12 protein-coding genes are annotated in these 13,612 nt (G+C 53.1%); 10 read left to right on the top strand and 2 right to left on the bottom strand.

Translation table 11 applies throughout. From position 1 onward, the window contains the following. Positions 1 to 2 precede the first annotated feature (2 nt). A complete protein-coding gene (gene rpaB / locus QJQ48_RS11170; RefSeq protein WP_346291311.1) occupies positions 3 to 731 on the bottom strand; it encodes a response regulator transcription factor RpaB in 729 nt (242 codons plus the stop codon). A 318-nt stretch (positions 732 to 1,049) separates the two neighbouring features. Here rpaB and radA point away from each other — a divergent pair, with 318 nt between their 5' ends. After that, positions 1,050 to 2,546, top strand: a complete 1,497-nt coding sequence (gene radA / locus QJQ48_RS11165) for a DNA repair protein RadA (protein ID WP_346291310.1) — start codon at positions 1,050 to 1,052, stop codon at positions 2,544 to 2,546. Positions 2,547 to 2,645: 99 nt separating this feature from the next. On the opposite strand, the gene QJQ48_RS11160 is transcribed toward radA, so the two are convergent. Next, entirely contained in the window at positions 2,646 to 2,891 is a 246-nt protein-coding gene (locus tag QJQ48_RS11160) for a hypothetical protein (RefSeq protein ID WP_346291309.1), read from the bottom strand. 558 nt (positions 2,892 to 3,449) lie between these two features. Here QJQ48_RS11160 and QJQ48_RS11155 point away from each other — a divergent pair. The 9 genes from QJQ48_RS11155 (at position 3,450) to QJQ48_RS11115 (ending at position 13,496) form a co-directional block, all read left to right on the top strand. After that, positions 3,450 to 3,743 carry a hypothetical protein gene (locus tag QJQ48_RS11155; protein WP_346291308.1) on the top strand — a complete coding sequence of 98 codons (294 nt, stop codon included), beginning with the start codon at positions 3,450 to 3,452 and terminating at the stop codon, positions 3,741 to 3,743. Between the two features lie 10 nt (positions 3,744 to 3,753). After that, positions 3,754 to 4,155 carry a type II toxin-antitoxin system VapC family toxin gene (locus QJQ48_RS11150; RefSeq protein ID WP_346291307.1) on the top strand — a complete coding sequence of 134 codons (402 nt, stop codon included), beginning with the start codon at positions 3,754 to 3,756 and terminating at the stop codon, positions 4,153 to 4,155. Positions 4,156 to 4,667: 512 nt separating this feature from the next. Next, positions 4,668 to 5,240, top strand: coding sequence for a YHS domain-containing (seleno)protein (locus QJQ48_RS11145; RefSeq protein WP_346291306.1), 573 nt, complete (start codon positions 4,668 to 4,670; stop codon positions 5,238 to 5,240). 336 nt (positions 5,241 to 5,576) lie between these two features. Next, positions 5,577 to 7,514: a sugar phosphorylase gene (locus QJQ48_RS11140; RefSeq protein ID WP_346291305.1), complete on the top strand. Its 1,938-nt coding sequence runs from the start codon at positions 5,577 to 5,579 to the stop codon at positions 7,512 to 7,514. Positions 7,515 to 7,552: 38 nt separating this feature from the next. Next, positions 7,553 to 9,166: an ATP-dependent DNA ligase gene (locus QJQ48_RS11135; RefSeq protein WP_346291304.1), complete on the top strand. Its 1,614-nt coding sequence runs from the start codon at positions 7,553 to 7,555 to the stop codon at positions 9,164 to 9,166. Between the two features lie 139 nt (positions 9,167 to 9,305). Then, positions 9,306 to 9,674: a lipopolysaccharide assembly protein LapA domain-containing protein gene (locus QJQ48_RS11130; RefSeq protein ID WP_346291303.1), complete on the top strand. Its 369-nt coding sequence runs from the start codon at positions 9,306 to 9,308 to the stop codon at positions 9,672 to 9,674. 120 nt (positions 9,675 to 9,794) lie between these two features. After that, positions 9,795 to 10,658 (top strand): segregation/condensation protein A, encoded by an 864-nt coding sequence (locus tag QJQ48_RS11125; protein ID WP_346291302.1) that lies wholly within the window; start codon positions 9,795 to 9,797, stop codon positions 10,656 to 10,658. A 2-nt stretch (positions 10,659 to 10,660) separates the two neighbouring features. After that, on the top strand, positions 10,661 to 11,710 hold the full coding sequence (gene hisC / locus QJQ48_RS11120) for a histidinol-phosphate transaminase (protein WP_346291301.1): 1,050 nt from the start codon (positions 10,661 to 10,663) through the stop codon (positions 11,708 to 11,710). Between the two features lie 115 nt (positions 11,711 to 11,825). After that, complete coding sequence (locus QJQ48_RS11115) at positions 11,826 to 13,496, top strand: B12-binding domain-containing radical SAM protein (protein WP_346291300.1); 1,671 nt, start codon at positions 11,826 to 11,828, stop codon at positions 13,494 to 13,496. Positions 13,497 to 13,612 lie beyond the last annotated feature (116 nt).

Here is a 13,612-nt window from a genome sequence, read left to right as displayed (position 1 = left end):
GACTACTCTTCCCCCGGCTCAACAATTCGCTGGAACAGGTAGCCTGTCCCTCGCGCTGTCAAAATCAGTTCAGGGTTGCTAGGATCGTCTTCTAGCTTGGCTCGCAGGCGAGAAATGTGTACGTCTACAACGCGGGTATCAACGTGGCGCTCTGGCGTGTAGCCCCAAACCTCCTGCAAAATCTCAGAGCGGGAAAAGGGTTCTCCAGAGCGGCTTACCAGCAGTTCCAACAGGCTGAACTCCATACCCGTTAGCCGAATGCGCTCATCGCCCTTATAGACCTGACGCTTGTTTGTATCGATGCGAATGTTATTGACCTGAATCACCCCAGAGCTAGGAATGCCTGTGGTGTTGTTCTTCTCAACCCGTCTGAGAACGGAGCGAATTCGGGCCTCGAGTTCTTTGGGAGAGAAAGGCTTGACCACGTAGTCGTCAGCGCCCAGCTCTAAACCCGTGATCCGATCGGCCACATCTCCTAACGCCGTCAGCATAATGATGGGAATGTCTGACTCTTTGCGCAGCTCCTGACAAACGCCATAGCCGTCTAGCTTGGGCATCATGACGTCTAAGACAACTAGGTCAGGAATGGCGTCACGGAAGGTTTCTAAGGCTTCTTCGCCGTCTGCTGCCGTCACAACGTCGTAGCCAATCATGGAGAGGCGAGTTTCAAGAATTCGGCGGATACTGGCCTCGTCGTCAACAACTAATATCTTTTCTTTAGCGTTTTCCAATGCTCTCTATGCTCCTACCAAACGGTCTATCTCTAGAATCAACAGATAGATTTCTGTTAATAAACTTTTAGTACAGTGATATTAAGATCATAAATCATTATGTTCGATATTTAACTATTGATAACGCCCTATATAAGGTGTTTTCAAGCTTTTTTAAGATTCCTCAATTACCTACCTGGATCCAGCAAAAATATCGTTAGGAAGCGCTAAGTCATCTGCTAAAAAAGGCGTACTTTTCTTTAGAAATCCTTATGTTTCTGTAAATTAATGTTGCTGTTTTGCCCTAGGGTTGAGTCGCTTTTATCAGTTTTATAGCTTATGCCAAAATCTCGCACCGTTTACGTCTGTAATCAATGTGGGGCTGAATCTTCCCAATACTTTGGCCGCTGCCCGGTCTGCAACAGCTGGAATTCCCTGGTTGAACAGATTGCGGCTGAAAGCGCCGTCGCTAGTTCCACAACCGCGAGGCGATCGCGTTCCGCTTCCCGCGCTGCCAAGTCAGATCCCCAGCCCCGGCTATCCCAAACCCTAGCCCAGGTCCAAGATCATCCCCAAGCCCGCCTCAGCTCTGGCTACCAAGAACTCGATCGCGTTTTAGGCGGCGGCATTGTTCCAGGTTCGCTCACCCTTGTAGGGGGTGATCCGGGGATCGGTAAATCGACGCTGCTGCTGCAGGTTGCCAATCAGCTTGCTCGCTTTTTCCCGGTGCTCTATGTCTGTGCTGAGGAATCTGGGCAGCAGGTGAAGCTGCGATCGCAGCGGCTAGGAATTGGGGAAGAAGGGGGAGGTGGAGATGATAAGGAAGGGAGGGGAGATGGAGGGGGAAATTCAAAATTCAAAGTTCAAAATTCAAAACAGAATGAAGGCTCACCTGCCTCATTTCCCTCTTCTCTCTACCTCCTGCCCGAAACTGACCTGGAAACTATCCTGATGGAGCTAGAGTCTCTCCGGCCTCAGGTGGCGGTGATTGATAGTATTCAGGCGCTGTACTATGGTCAGCTCACCTCGGCACCGGGGTCAGTGTCTCAGGTGCGGGAATGTACGTCAGCGCTGATGCAGGTGGCCAAGCGAGAGGGGATTAGCCTGTTTATTGTGGGCCATGTGACGAAGGAAGGGGCGATCGCGGGGCCGAAGGTGCTGGAACATCTGGTGGACACGGTGCTGTATTTTGAGGGCGATCGCTTTGCCAGTCACCGCCTGCTGCGCTCGGTGAAAAATCGCTTTGGGGCGACGAATGAGCTGGGGGTGTTTGAGATGGTGGATCGAGGGCTGGAGGAGGTGCGCAACCCGTCGGAGCTGTTTCTGGGCAACCGGGATGAGGTGGTGCCGGGGATTGCCACGATTGTGGCCTGTGAGGGGACACGGCCTCTGGTGGTGGAATTGCAGTCTTTGGTGAGTCCGACTAGCTACAGCTCACCCCGACGTTCAACTACGGGGATTGAGTACAATCGTCTGCTACAGATTTTGGCGGTGCTGGAGAAACGGGTAGGAATTCCCCTGTCGAAGCTGGATGCCTATGTAGCGTCGTCGGGAGGGCTGAATGTGGGGGAACCCGCCGCAGATTTGGGCGTGGCGATCGCGGTAGTGGCAAGTTTCCGCGATCGCCTGGTGGATCCCTACACGGTGCTGATTGGCGAAGTGGGCCTGGGGGGGCAGGTGCGGCCTGTATCGCAGATGGAGCTGCGGCTGAAGGAAGCGGCGAAGCTGGGCTTCAAGCGGGCGATCGTGCCCAAGGGACAGGGGCTGAAAAGCACGCTGGAGGTGATGCCGGTGGCGCGGGTGGTAGACGCGATTACGGCGGCGCTGGCATCGTAGGGAATGGCAGGTAGAAGCAGGCGGCGATCGCGGTCAGAGAATGAAAGTGGTGCGATCGCCTTGTCCTATTAGCCTTTACTGACCTATTCGCCGTCCCCCTTAGTCCAACCGACAGCGTTTAGTGAGGATGACCCTAACTTCACCAGGCTTATCGGTGGGCATGGGCTTGCTCCAGGCGATCGCTTCGGCATAGCCCAGGACGTGCAGGCGGTGAATCTCTAGCCGCACGCAGGGCCAGGGGCCATACATGAGAATGCGCACCTGATCGCCAGAGTCAGATGATTCATGGGCAGGCGGGGCGATCGCGCAGGACGGGCGATCGCTGACGTGGTTTTCTTGAAACATGATTTTTCCCTCTTTTAGGTTTGAGTCTGGGAGGGGAAGGCGGAAAGCGAAGGATGAAGGATGAAGGCAGAACGATGAAGTGAAAGGCGCTCAGCCTTTATCACCCCGTCGCTTAATTTCTGCCCTTTGCCTTCTAACTTCTGACTTTTCTCCTGCCTTTCCCCTATTCCCAGAACCCAAAAACATAGCCACCCCACAAAATTGCAGCGCAAAGTAGGGTGGCTAAGGGTAAAATCGCCCCTAGACCTGCCCGAACTGCGTGTGAGTTTGGGGGGTTTAGGCTCCTGTTGGTGTGTCCAGCACCTCCAGGGGCCGCTAGGTTTCTGAGTCTGTGTGAACGGCTGTAACGTTTGGACTGCCACAGCTTAATGAGTGAGTTTAGAATATTGGGCGATCGGCGTCAATAGTTTGCTTTTGATATGTTTGAACATGTAGCGAATACAATCAACAAAAGCGCTTCAGACTACGAATTTGCTGCTACCCAATCGCAAGGTGAGCAATGTCCACTTTACTGTTCCACTTTTACCTTTTATTAGAAGCTTTATAGGGAGATGTGCTATGACTCCACAACTCGAAGCCGCGATCGCCGCTATTCAACCACTTTCACCAATAGAACGTCAGCAACTTTTGCAAATCCTGATTCAAAACGATTTAGCCTCTAATTCGCAACCTAATCTCAAAGCGCTGAGTACCGAATTTTGGCAAGGCATCTCACTTTCACAGCTGCAGGCCGTCCGCAGCCCCACTACTGTTCATGACCTTCAAGATCTTGCCGCTGATTTTTGGCCCGCAGAAGACTCAGTTGAGGAATTCCTTGCCTTTTTACAAGATCAGCGTCAAGAGAAAACATAGCTGAAATCTGATGAGTCTTCTTCTAATTGATTCAGATATTGCCTCCTTCATTTTCAAAGGTAGTAACTATGCTGATCCTTATCTGCCATTCTTGAGGGATAAAGAATTAGCTCTTTCATTTATGAGCATTGCTGAACTGTTTCAGTGGGCAATTCTGAGACAATGGGGCGATCGCCGCCTTTCGCAGCTAGAACAGTACCTATTAAACTATCTCGTCATTCCCGTTGATCAACCGCTTTGCCGGGAATGGGCACAGGTGCGTAGCGATCGCCAGCGTGCAGGACGGCCAATTTCTCCTCAAGATGCTTGGATTGCTGCCACAGCTTTACGCCACGACTTGCCGCTACTCACTCACAATACCAAAGACTTTTTAGCAATTTCTAAACTGCAACTTCTTACGCTTCCAACCTAGAGTGCTCTTATTAACTGAAACGAATATTGTGACTACAACATTAAAATTTCTGCCTTTGAATTTTAATTAAGCAGTGCCATAAACAAACTGTTTAGACATTCACTAAATCAGAAAAATGTTAAGTGAAAAAAGAGCATTCTTTCAAAAAAAGTTCAATCAATGATGATTTTATTGCCAAAAATATTTTCTTTACTGGCAAAATGCAAAGAATAAACTCTTTATTGTCAGAATTATTCAAGAAATATCAGGCAATATTGAGTGCGATCGCCAATCTCCCGTAGGTTGGCAGATGATGATTATGGGCATAGTGCGAATATTCGGTTGGAGCCGTTTGCTTCATCTTGGCGCGGATATTCTCAGGATCAGGTGCAGAGTCAAATTGCCTCAGGCAACGGTTTTAACAAGATTGGGAGATAGCTTTCTAAAGAGATTTCTAGTTCGCTCTCATTGAGTTCTCAGCCAGTCCTAGTTTGATGGCGATGAGACGGATAAGTATCTAATTGGAGTCTGCTGTGAAATATCCCAACTTAAAGCTTGCGACCACCACGCTGCTGCTAGGCGTTGCCTTACTCGTCGGCTGCACTCAGTCCTCTACTCCCCCCAGTGCCGAAACAGTACCCACGCCGACCGAAACAGGGGCGCCTCCCTCAGACGCTCAACCAACCGCTGCTGAAACAGCAGCCGATGATGCTCCTACCGGAGAACCGCAGGTCTACGCTGAGAACGGCATTGCCATTCGTGGCACCGATCCAGTGGCCTACTTCACCCAAGGCGAGTCAGTGTCGGGGAGTGCCGAATATACCTACGACTGGAACGGCGCTACTTGGCAGTTTGCCAGCGCCGAACACCGCGATCTTTTCGCCGCCAACCCGGAACAGTATGCACCTGAATACGGAGGCTACTGCGCTTGGGCTGTCAGTCAGGGCTATACCGCCTCGATTGATCCTGAAGCTTGGAAGATTGTAGACGGTCAGCTCTATCTCAACTACGACAAGCGAGTGCAGCAGCGCTGGGCCAGAGATATTCCTGGCAATATCGCCAAGGCCAATCAAAACTGGCCGGACGTGCTGAACCCGGAAAGCTAAACCTCAATAGCACAGAAAAAAGATGCCAGATCTCAAACAAGATTTGGCATCCTATTCACTTTCCACTTAACGAGCTAGACAATGCAAGGAGAGCTTGATAACGAATCAGTACTTTGCTTAGCCAGTGCTGATTCCAAACGACCCGATTGCTATTGCATCCAGTATAAACGCGCAGGCGAAGGCTGGCTCACTTTAAAGCCAATCTTGATAGTGTCCCCAGACTTGTAAAGAAATAGAAGCGGCAGAGATGTTGAGGATTGTAAGTGCTTGGCAGAAACGGTGGGCTTTTTGCCAGAATAGGAGACAAAACCGTATCGTTTGTTACTAAATAAGATCATGGCTGGTCAACGAGTTGCTTATCAGGCCACGCCGAATTATACGCAGCCTCTAATTGAAATACCCGCTCAAGTCCGCGATCGCTTTTTCGCTCGTCTCTGTTTTCTCTACGGGCAGAGCAAGGCGAAACGCTACCTGGGAGAGTTAGAGAGATTACTTAAGGTGCACTGCGCCCACAAGGTAGCCAGCACCGCAGAGCGCAAGCCGACTGAGGTGAGCGATCGCTTTAGTGAAAAAGACTTGGTGCTGATTACCTATGGCGACTTAGTGCAGGGAGCAGGGCGATCGCCGCTAGAGTCTTTAGCCCAGTTTTTGCAGCAGTTGCCCAAGTTCGCCAATGCGATCAACACGCTGCACATTCTGCCGTTTTTCCCCTATTCTTCCGATCGCGGCTTTTCGATTACGGATTTTCACGTCGTTGATCCAAAGCTGGGATCTTGGCAGGATATTTCAGCCTTGGGCAGCCAGTATCAGCTCATGTTTGACGGGGTGTTCAACCACGTTTCCGCTCAGAGCCAGGCGTTTCAAGAAATGCTGAACGGCAACCCGCTCTACCGTGACGTGTTTACCGCCTACACCTCACCCGGAGAACTCTCGCCAGAGCAGCGGCAGATTATCTTGCGGCCCCGTACCTCTGACATCCTGACCCAGTATCACTCTATTCACGGCCCGGTCTGGGTGTGGACTACCTTCTCTCCCGACCAAATTGATCTCAACTATCGCAATCCCCGCGTTTTGCTAGGCGTGGTGGAAACACTGCTGCTCTACGTGCGGCGGGGAGCCGATATTATCCGGCTCGATGCGGTGACTTACCTCTGGGATGAACCCGGAACCACCGGGGCTAACCTAGCCCAAACCCATGAGGTGATCAAGCTGCTGCGGGACGTTCTCAGCCTGGCGGCTCCAGAGGTGGCGCTGATTACTGAAACCAACATTCCCCATGCCGACAATGTGGCCTACTTCGGGGATGGCACAGACGAAGCCCACATGGTCTATAACTTTGCCCTGCCGCCGCTGGTGCTCTACACCTTTTATCAACAAGACGCCACAGCGCTGACAAATTGGGCCAAGACCCTAGACTATCCTTCTGAAGCCACCACCTTTTTTAATATCCTGGACACCCACGACGGCATTGGCCTGATGGGGGTGAAAAATATTATACCGCCGGAGGAAATTCAGTTCATTCTACAGAAGGCTCGCGATCAGGGGGCGTTTATCTCCTATCGCACCAGTGAAGACGGGCAAAAAGAACCCTACGAAATCAACACCACCTGGTTCAGCGCCCTCAATTTAGAAAGCAGCTCTGAGGAAATTGGCTTTCAGGTGAAGCGGTATGTGGCTTCTCGCAGCATTGCGCTGGTGCTACGGGGGGTACCGGGCATTTATCTACACGGCCTGATTGGCAGCCGCAACGATGTCGAAACAGTGCTGCGCACCCAGTCAAAGCGAGATATCAACCGCCGAGCCATCCATCAGGCTGAGGTGACGCAGGCGATCGCCGATCCTCAGTCCAAGCTAGCTCATATTGTGCAGCAGCTCGGACGCCTGCTAGAAATTCGCGTGCGTCAGAGCGCTTTTCATCCTAATGGCGATCAGCGGATTTTGGCGCTGGCCCCGGAAGTATTTGCCGTTTTGCGGGTTTCACCGGACTGCTCGCAGCACATTCTGACCTTAACCAATGTCACCCCCCGTCCCTGTCAGCTAGAAATTTCTCTGCTGGAGCTGGGCGTTTCAGGACTGTATTCAGATGTTGCCGAAGTTGAGGTTAGCGATGGGGCAATTATTTGCGCTATGCCCGCCGATAGTCACTGGTATGACCTGGTGGGCCGTCGGGGCTGGCGGGCCGAGAACCAAACGTTAGCGATCGCCCTCAAGCCCTATGACGTGGTGTGGCTGGTGCCCTTTGTGGAACTGGAACAGGCGATCGAATCGGCCTGAGCTTGTCATAATGACGGGTAAGACGCCAGCTCAGCGCCATGAAGCGATTTACCCAGCTCTTTCAGGCCGTAGACGCCACGACTTCGACCAATGCCAAAGTGCAGGCACTGCAGGATTATTTTCAAACTGAAAAGCCCCGCAACGCGGTCTGGGCGCTGTATTTGCTGCTGGGCAAAACCCGCCGCCGCCTGGTGACTTCTCGCGTGCTGCGGGAGGTATTTCTGCAAATTTCTGATATTCCGGAATGGCTATTTAAAGACTGCTATGCCCATGTGGGAGACTCTGCCGAGGCGATCGCCCTGTTGCTCAAGAATGTCTCATTAGAGGCGGAACCGTTAGACCTGCCGCTCCACGTCTGGATGGAAGAGGTGATTCCCACCGTCAAGCAGGTGGAGACTGAGGCGGAGCTGCGGGACTTGATTGTCTCCTGGTGGGCTTCACTGGCGGAATTTGAGGTGTTTGTCTTAAATAAGGTGCTCACGGGTGCCTTTCGCTTTGGCGCTTCTAGCAAGCTGGTGATCCGGGCCTTAGCCCGCGCCTATGACCTGCCAGAAGCGGTTTTGACCCATCGCCTCATGGGCGACTTTGAACCCACCGCCGAATTTTTTCAGCAGCTTGTTAGCGCAGAAGCCGCAGAAACCGCCCCTAGCCAGCCCTATCCGTTTTTTCTAGCCTCGCAAATTGACGAAGCTAAATTTCAGCTAGAAGACCTGTCGCGCTGGCAGGCGGAATGGAAATGGGACGGCATTCGGGCTCAGATTATTCGACGAGCAGGGGAAGCCTTTATCTGGTCGCGGGGAGAAGATCTAGTCACGCATCAGTTTCCCGAACTGGAAACCTGCTTTCTAGAAAATTTTGCCGATGGCCTCGTCTTCGACGGCGAAATTGTCTGCTGGGACGGCGATCGCCCGATGAACTTCAACGCCTTGCAAAAGCGACTGGGCCGTAAGCGGGTGAGCAAAAAGCTGATGCAGGAAAGTCCGGTGCACTTCATCGCCTACGACCTGCTAGAACACCAGGGGCAAGACATTCGGGAAAAACCGCTGCGCGATCGCCGCCAGTATTTATTCAATGTGTTAGACCAGTCGAGCGCAGACTGTGTCAGTCCGTCCCAAGTGGTGATAGCCGAGAGCTTTGAACAGTTGCAGCAGTTGCGAGGGCGATCGCGCTCTGAAGCCGCTGAAGGTCTGATGCTTAAAGCCTTAGACAGTCCCTACTTAGTGGGTCGCAAGCGGGGCTACTGGTGGAAATACAAAGTAGAGCCGATGACCTTAGATGCCGTGCTGATCTACGCCCAGGCCGGCAGCGGCAAGCGGGCCAACCTGTTTACAGACTACACCTTTGCTCTCTGGCGAGAGGATGAGCTGGTGCCCTTCGCCAAAGCCTACTCTGGCCTAGACAACGCCGAAATTGAAAAGCTCGATCGCTGGATTCGCCGCCACACGGTTGAGCGGTTTGGCCCAGTGCGATCGGTAGAGCCGATTCACGTGTTTGAAATTGGCTTTGAGGGCATTGCCGAGTCTAGCCGACACAAGTCCGGCATTTCAGTTCGCTTTCCCCGCATCCTGCGCTGGCGACATGATAAACCTGCCAAAGAAGCTGACACCTTGCAGTCGGCCCTGGCGCTGCTGTCAATAGAGCCGGCGCATTGACTTCGTAGTTCTGCCTCTAGCCTGTCTTCTGTATCGATCAGAATTACTTCTTGAGTAATCAAGCCACAGTTCAGTTTGGCGGTTACAGTAGAGGGTAACTTTATGTTTCTGACCGATCGCCGATTTATGGAGCGGACTGATGCGACAGGTTAACTTTGTAGTTATTTTCGTAATTTGTTTAGCGCTTGTCCTCTTTGGCATTGAAAATACAGATCCTACGGTGATTCATGTCGTACGCGGCGTGGATTTGCAGGCTCCCCTATGCATAGAGCTGATTGGGGCAATGGGGGTCGGAGCTGTGCTGGCCTGGGTATTCAGCGTCTGGATTCAGGTGCAAAACTACTTGGACAAAGGCCAAGCGGTGCAGCAGCGCGATCAGCGGATTGAAGAACTAGAGCAGAATATTGAGCGCTACCGGGTGGAGCTAGAGGAACAAAAGCTGATGCTACCGGCCTCTAAAAATAGCAATGGGGATGAAGCCGAATCTAGTGAAGTCTATGCTAACTAGATAACGGCTAGTAGATCCGCAAACCGTAGGGATTTGGCCTGAATCTCAGCGGTTTGATCCGCCAAATCCTGACCGGGCTGAAACCTAATTGACCCAACCTGTCTGCTACGCCTCGTAATTATGGCCCTTCCTCTGGCACAAAGTGCGATCGCTTTTCTGATTGACCTAGCCGAACAAGGAGAAATTGATCCCTGGGATGTGAAGGTGATTGACGTAATCGATCGCTTTTTGAGTACCTTACAGATGCAGCCTAGCAGCGCCCCTGCCAATGGCCGCACCGCCTATGAAGCCAGCCTTTCTGAGTCAGGACAGGCCTTTCTCTATGCCGCTATGCTGGTGCTGTTGAAGGCGGACACGCTAGTGCGCAGTGAAATAGAAGAGGTGGAAGAAGAATACGTTGCCGACGAGTTTGTAGACCCTGAAACCCCCATAGACGCGCCCCTACCGCGCAATCTAGAACGACAGCTCCGCCGCCGCGCCGTGGCTGCGCCGCCTGTCAAGCGACAGGTGACATTAAATGAGCTGATTGAGCAGCTAGAGCTAATTGCTACGGTCTTAGAAGATAGACCTGTCCGCCCACGGAAGCGCCCTGCCAAACCGCAGTCTAAACGACAGGCTGTGCGGGCGATCGCCCAGCTGGCTCACCAGGAAAATCTTTCAGAGATTGCGGCGGCTTTGGAAGAATTTTTAGATGCTTACTGGGACGAACTGACAGAAGCCTTAGAGTGGATTGAGTTTGAAAAGCTGATTGAGCTGTGGCCGAAATTTCGCCCTGATACTTTAGAGCAGCATCACTTCGACTCGCCCGAACAAGCCTATAAGCATGAGAAAGTTGGCGTTTTTTGGGGCCTGCTGTTTCTCTCGGCCCAGTCCAAAGTAGAAATGCACCAGCAAACTTTCTATCAGGATTTGCATGTCCGCAATCTCAACAAAATGCCCCTTGCCGATCTGCAAGACCTGCCTGCCTACGTGCTGCCAGACTGACCATGAGCTACTTTCGCCCCGCTATTGACACCACTTCTGGGTATATTCCCGGCGAGCAGCCCAAGCCTGGAACCCCTTTTCTCAAACTCAACACCAACGAAAATCCTTATCCGCCCTCCCCTCAGGCAATTCAGGTACTGCGATCGCTCGATAGCGAATGGTTGCGGCGCTACCCGGATCCCTATGCCAAGTCTTTTTGTCAGGCGGTGAGCCAGGTTTTGGCCGTGCCGCCGGACTGGGTGATTGTGGGCAACGGCAGTGATGAGCTGCTAAACGTGATTATTCGCGCCTGCGCTGAGGGAGGCGCTCGCCCAGTCGTTTACCCCATGCCGACCTATGTGCTCTACCGCACACTGGCGGCGCTGCATCCGGCGACAGCAATTGAAGTGCCCTATGGCGAGAATTTTCAGCTTCCCCTAGAGGCCCTAGTTGCGGCCCAAGGGGCAGTGACGTTCATTGCTTCGCCCAACAGCCCCTCTGGGCATGTTGTACCGCTGACCCAATTGCGAGAACTGGCAGCCCAGTTAGCGGGTGTCCTGGTAGTTGATGAAGCCTATGTGGATTTTGCTGAAAGTTCGGCTCTGCCGTTGGTGCATGAATTTGAGAACGTAATCGTATTACGCACGCTATCAAAAGGTTATTCCCTGGCCGGGTTGCGGCTGGGATTTGGAGTTGCTCAACCTTCGCTACTGGCTGGCTTATTTAAGGTGAAAGACAGCTATAACATCGACGCGATCGCCACGCAGGTTGCCACCGCTGCCATGCAGGATCAGGCTTACAAAAATGCCTGCGCGGCAAAGGTAAAAGCCGCTCGCGCTCAGCTGACGCTAGATCTCAAGAATCTGGGATTTGCAGTGCTGGAGTCTCAGGGCAATTTTGTGCTGTCAGCGCCGCCAGCGGGAAATGCGGCCTACTTGCAGGCGGCCCTAAAGCAGCGGGGAATTTTGGTGCGTTATTTCGATCAGCCAGGGCTAGCTGACAAGCTGCGGATTACGGTAGGGACGCCAGTTCAGAACCAAATGCTGCTGGAGGCTTTGGTCAGCCTGATATAAGCTGTGGCAGCTAGGCACTGGACAAGGCGATCGCGGGCATCAAACAGCTAATTCATTTTGGACCAAGTGTTAGCCTGAAGGGGTACCAAACTCTCAACAATTGCCTGCTTCAACCGTGTCTACTGCTGATTTTGCCGCTGAGCGGCTGCTGTTTACCCCTGCCGTTCCGGACGCCAAAGCCGTTCCGGTCATTTTTGGTTTTCCTAATACCTACAGTGTCGGCATCACCAGCTTGGGCTATCAGCTTGTATGGGCGACTCTGGCCCAACGGAGCGATCTGCAGGTCGGGCGTCTGTTTACGGATGCTAGCCAGTCTTTGCCCTCCCAGCCAGAGCTAGTCGGCTTTTCAGTCTCCTGGGAACTGGACTATGTCAATATTTTGGCGCTGCTGGAGCAGCTACAGGTACCGCTACTTGCTGCTGAACGACAGGAGGGCCATCCCCTCATTTTCGGCGGTGGCCCCGTGCTGACGGCTAACCCAGAACCCTTTGCCGACTTTTTTGACCTGATTCTGCTAGGGGATGGGGAAACGCTGTTAGACGAGTTCATAGATGCTTATCAGCAGGTACGCCACGCCGATCGCCAGCGTCAACGGCTGCATTTAGCCCAGGTACCGGGGGTCTATGTGCCCAGCCTGTACGAGGTGAGCTACGCTAGCGCCGATGGCCCAGTGGCGGCAATTGAGGCGATCGCAGAGGTGCCTGCCCAGGTGCAGAAGCAAACCTATCGCGGCAACGTGCTTTCAGCCTCAACTGTTGTCACGGAGCAGGCCGCTTGGGAAAACATCTATATGGTAGAGGTGGTGCGGAGCTGTCCGGAAATGTGCCGCTTTTGCTTAGCTAGCTATCTGACGTTGCCGTTTCGCACTGCCAGCTTGGAAGGTTCGCTGATACCGGCGATCGAGCGGGGACTGAGCGTGACGCGGCGGCTAGGACTGCTGGGCGCTTCTGTGACTCAGCATCCTGAGTTTGAGGCGCTGCTGGACTATCTCAACCAGCCAGAGTATGACGATGTGCGCTTGAGTATTGCTTCGGTGCGGACAGGGACGGTGAACCAGAAGCTGGCGGCAACTTTGGTAAAGCATGACACGCGATCGATTACGATCGCCGTTGAGAGCGGTTCAGAGCGGCTGCGGCAGATTATCAACAAGAAGCTAGACAATGACGAAATTGTGGCAGCGGCAGTCAATGCTAAAGCCGGAGGGCTGAGCGCCGTCAAACTCTACGGCATGGTGGGGATTCCGGGGGAAGAGGCAGCGGATCTCGATCTGACGGTGGAGATGATGAAGCGGCTGAAAAAGGCGGCTCCCGGACTGCGGCTGACTCTGGGCTGTAGCACTTTTGTGCCCAAGGCCCACACGCCGTTTCAGTGGTTTGGCGTTAACCGAGAGGCCGAGAAGCGACTGAAGCTGTTGCAAAAACAACTGCGATCGCGCGGCATTGACTTTCGCCCAGAAAGCTATAGCTGGTCGGTGATTCAGACTCTAATTTCCAGGGGCGATCGCCGCCTTTCTAAGCTGCTGCTGCTGGTACGGCACTATGGCGAGTCCCTAGGCAGCTATCGCCGCGCCTTCAAGGAGCTGAAAGGGCAGATACCGCCCCTGGAGTTTTACGTGCACCAGGATTGGGAACCCCAGCAGGTTTTACCCTGGGATCATATTCAGGGGCCGCTGCCGAAGGCGACGCTGCTCAAGCACCTAGCGGCAGCAACCGAACAGTTTCCGGCAGCGCAGAAAACAGCGCGATCGGTGTTAGCAAATCCTGCCGCGCCGACTGCACTGGTTTAAGTTGATTGGCTCTGGTATTAGGCTTCAGAATGCGTCTGGTTGGCCTCTAGTGAGAGACGGCGGTGCCATACTGTCAATCCAGCCGCCCAATCGTTTCAACAATGTCTGTCAAGACA

This window comes from Sphaerothrix gracilis Ecp01 (genome assembly GCF_030405905.1).
In the GTDB taxonomy this organism is placed as follows: Bacteria; Cyanobacteriota; Cyanobacteriia; order Phormidesmidales; family Phormidesmidaceae; genus Sphaerothrix; species Sphaerothrix gracilis.
This window is presented reverse-complemented; position numbering and strand designations above follow the sequence as displayed.

Bases quoted from the DNA above. Each gene is read 5' to 3' on its own strand.
- QJQ48_RS11150 (WP_346291307.1), top strand. From the start codon at position 3,754: ATGAGTCTTCTTCTAATTGATTCAGATATTGCCTCCTTCATTTTCAAA.
- QJQ48_RS11160 (WP_346291309.1), bottom strand. From the start codon at position 2,891: ATGTTTCAAGAAAACCACGTCAGCGATCGCCCGTCCTGCGCGATCGCC.
- QJQ48_RS11140 (WP_346291305.1), top strand. From the start codon at position 5,577: ATGGCTGGTCAACGAGTTGCTTATCAGGCCACGCCGAATTATACGCAG.
- QJQ48_RS11135 (WP_346291304.1), top strand. From the start codon at position 7,553: ATGAAGCGATTTACCCAGCTCTTTCAGGCCGTAGACGCCACGACTTCG.
- QJQ48_RS11155 (WP_346291308.1), top strand. From the start codon at position 3,450: ATGACTCCACAACTCGAAGCCGCGATCGCCGCTATTCAACCACTTTCA.
- hisC (WP_346291301.1), top strand. From the start codon at position 10,661: ATGAGCTACTTTCGCCCCGCTATTGACACCACTTCTGGGTATATTCCC.
- radA (WP_346291310.1), top strand. From the start codon at position 1,050: ATGCCAAAATCTCGCACCGTTTACGTCTGTAATCAATGTGGGGCTGAA.
- QJQ48_RS11130 (WP_346291303.1), top strand. From the start codon at position 9,306: ATGCGACAGGTTAACTTTGTAGTTATTTTCGTAATTTGTTTAGCGCTT.
- QJQ48_RS11125 (WP_346291302.1), top strand. From the start codon at position 9,795: ATGGCCCTTCCTCTGGCACAAAGTGCGATCGCTTTTCTGATTGACCTA.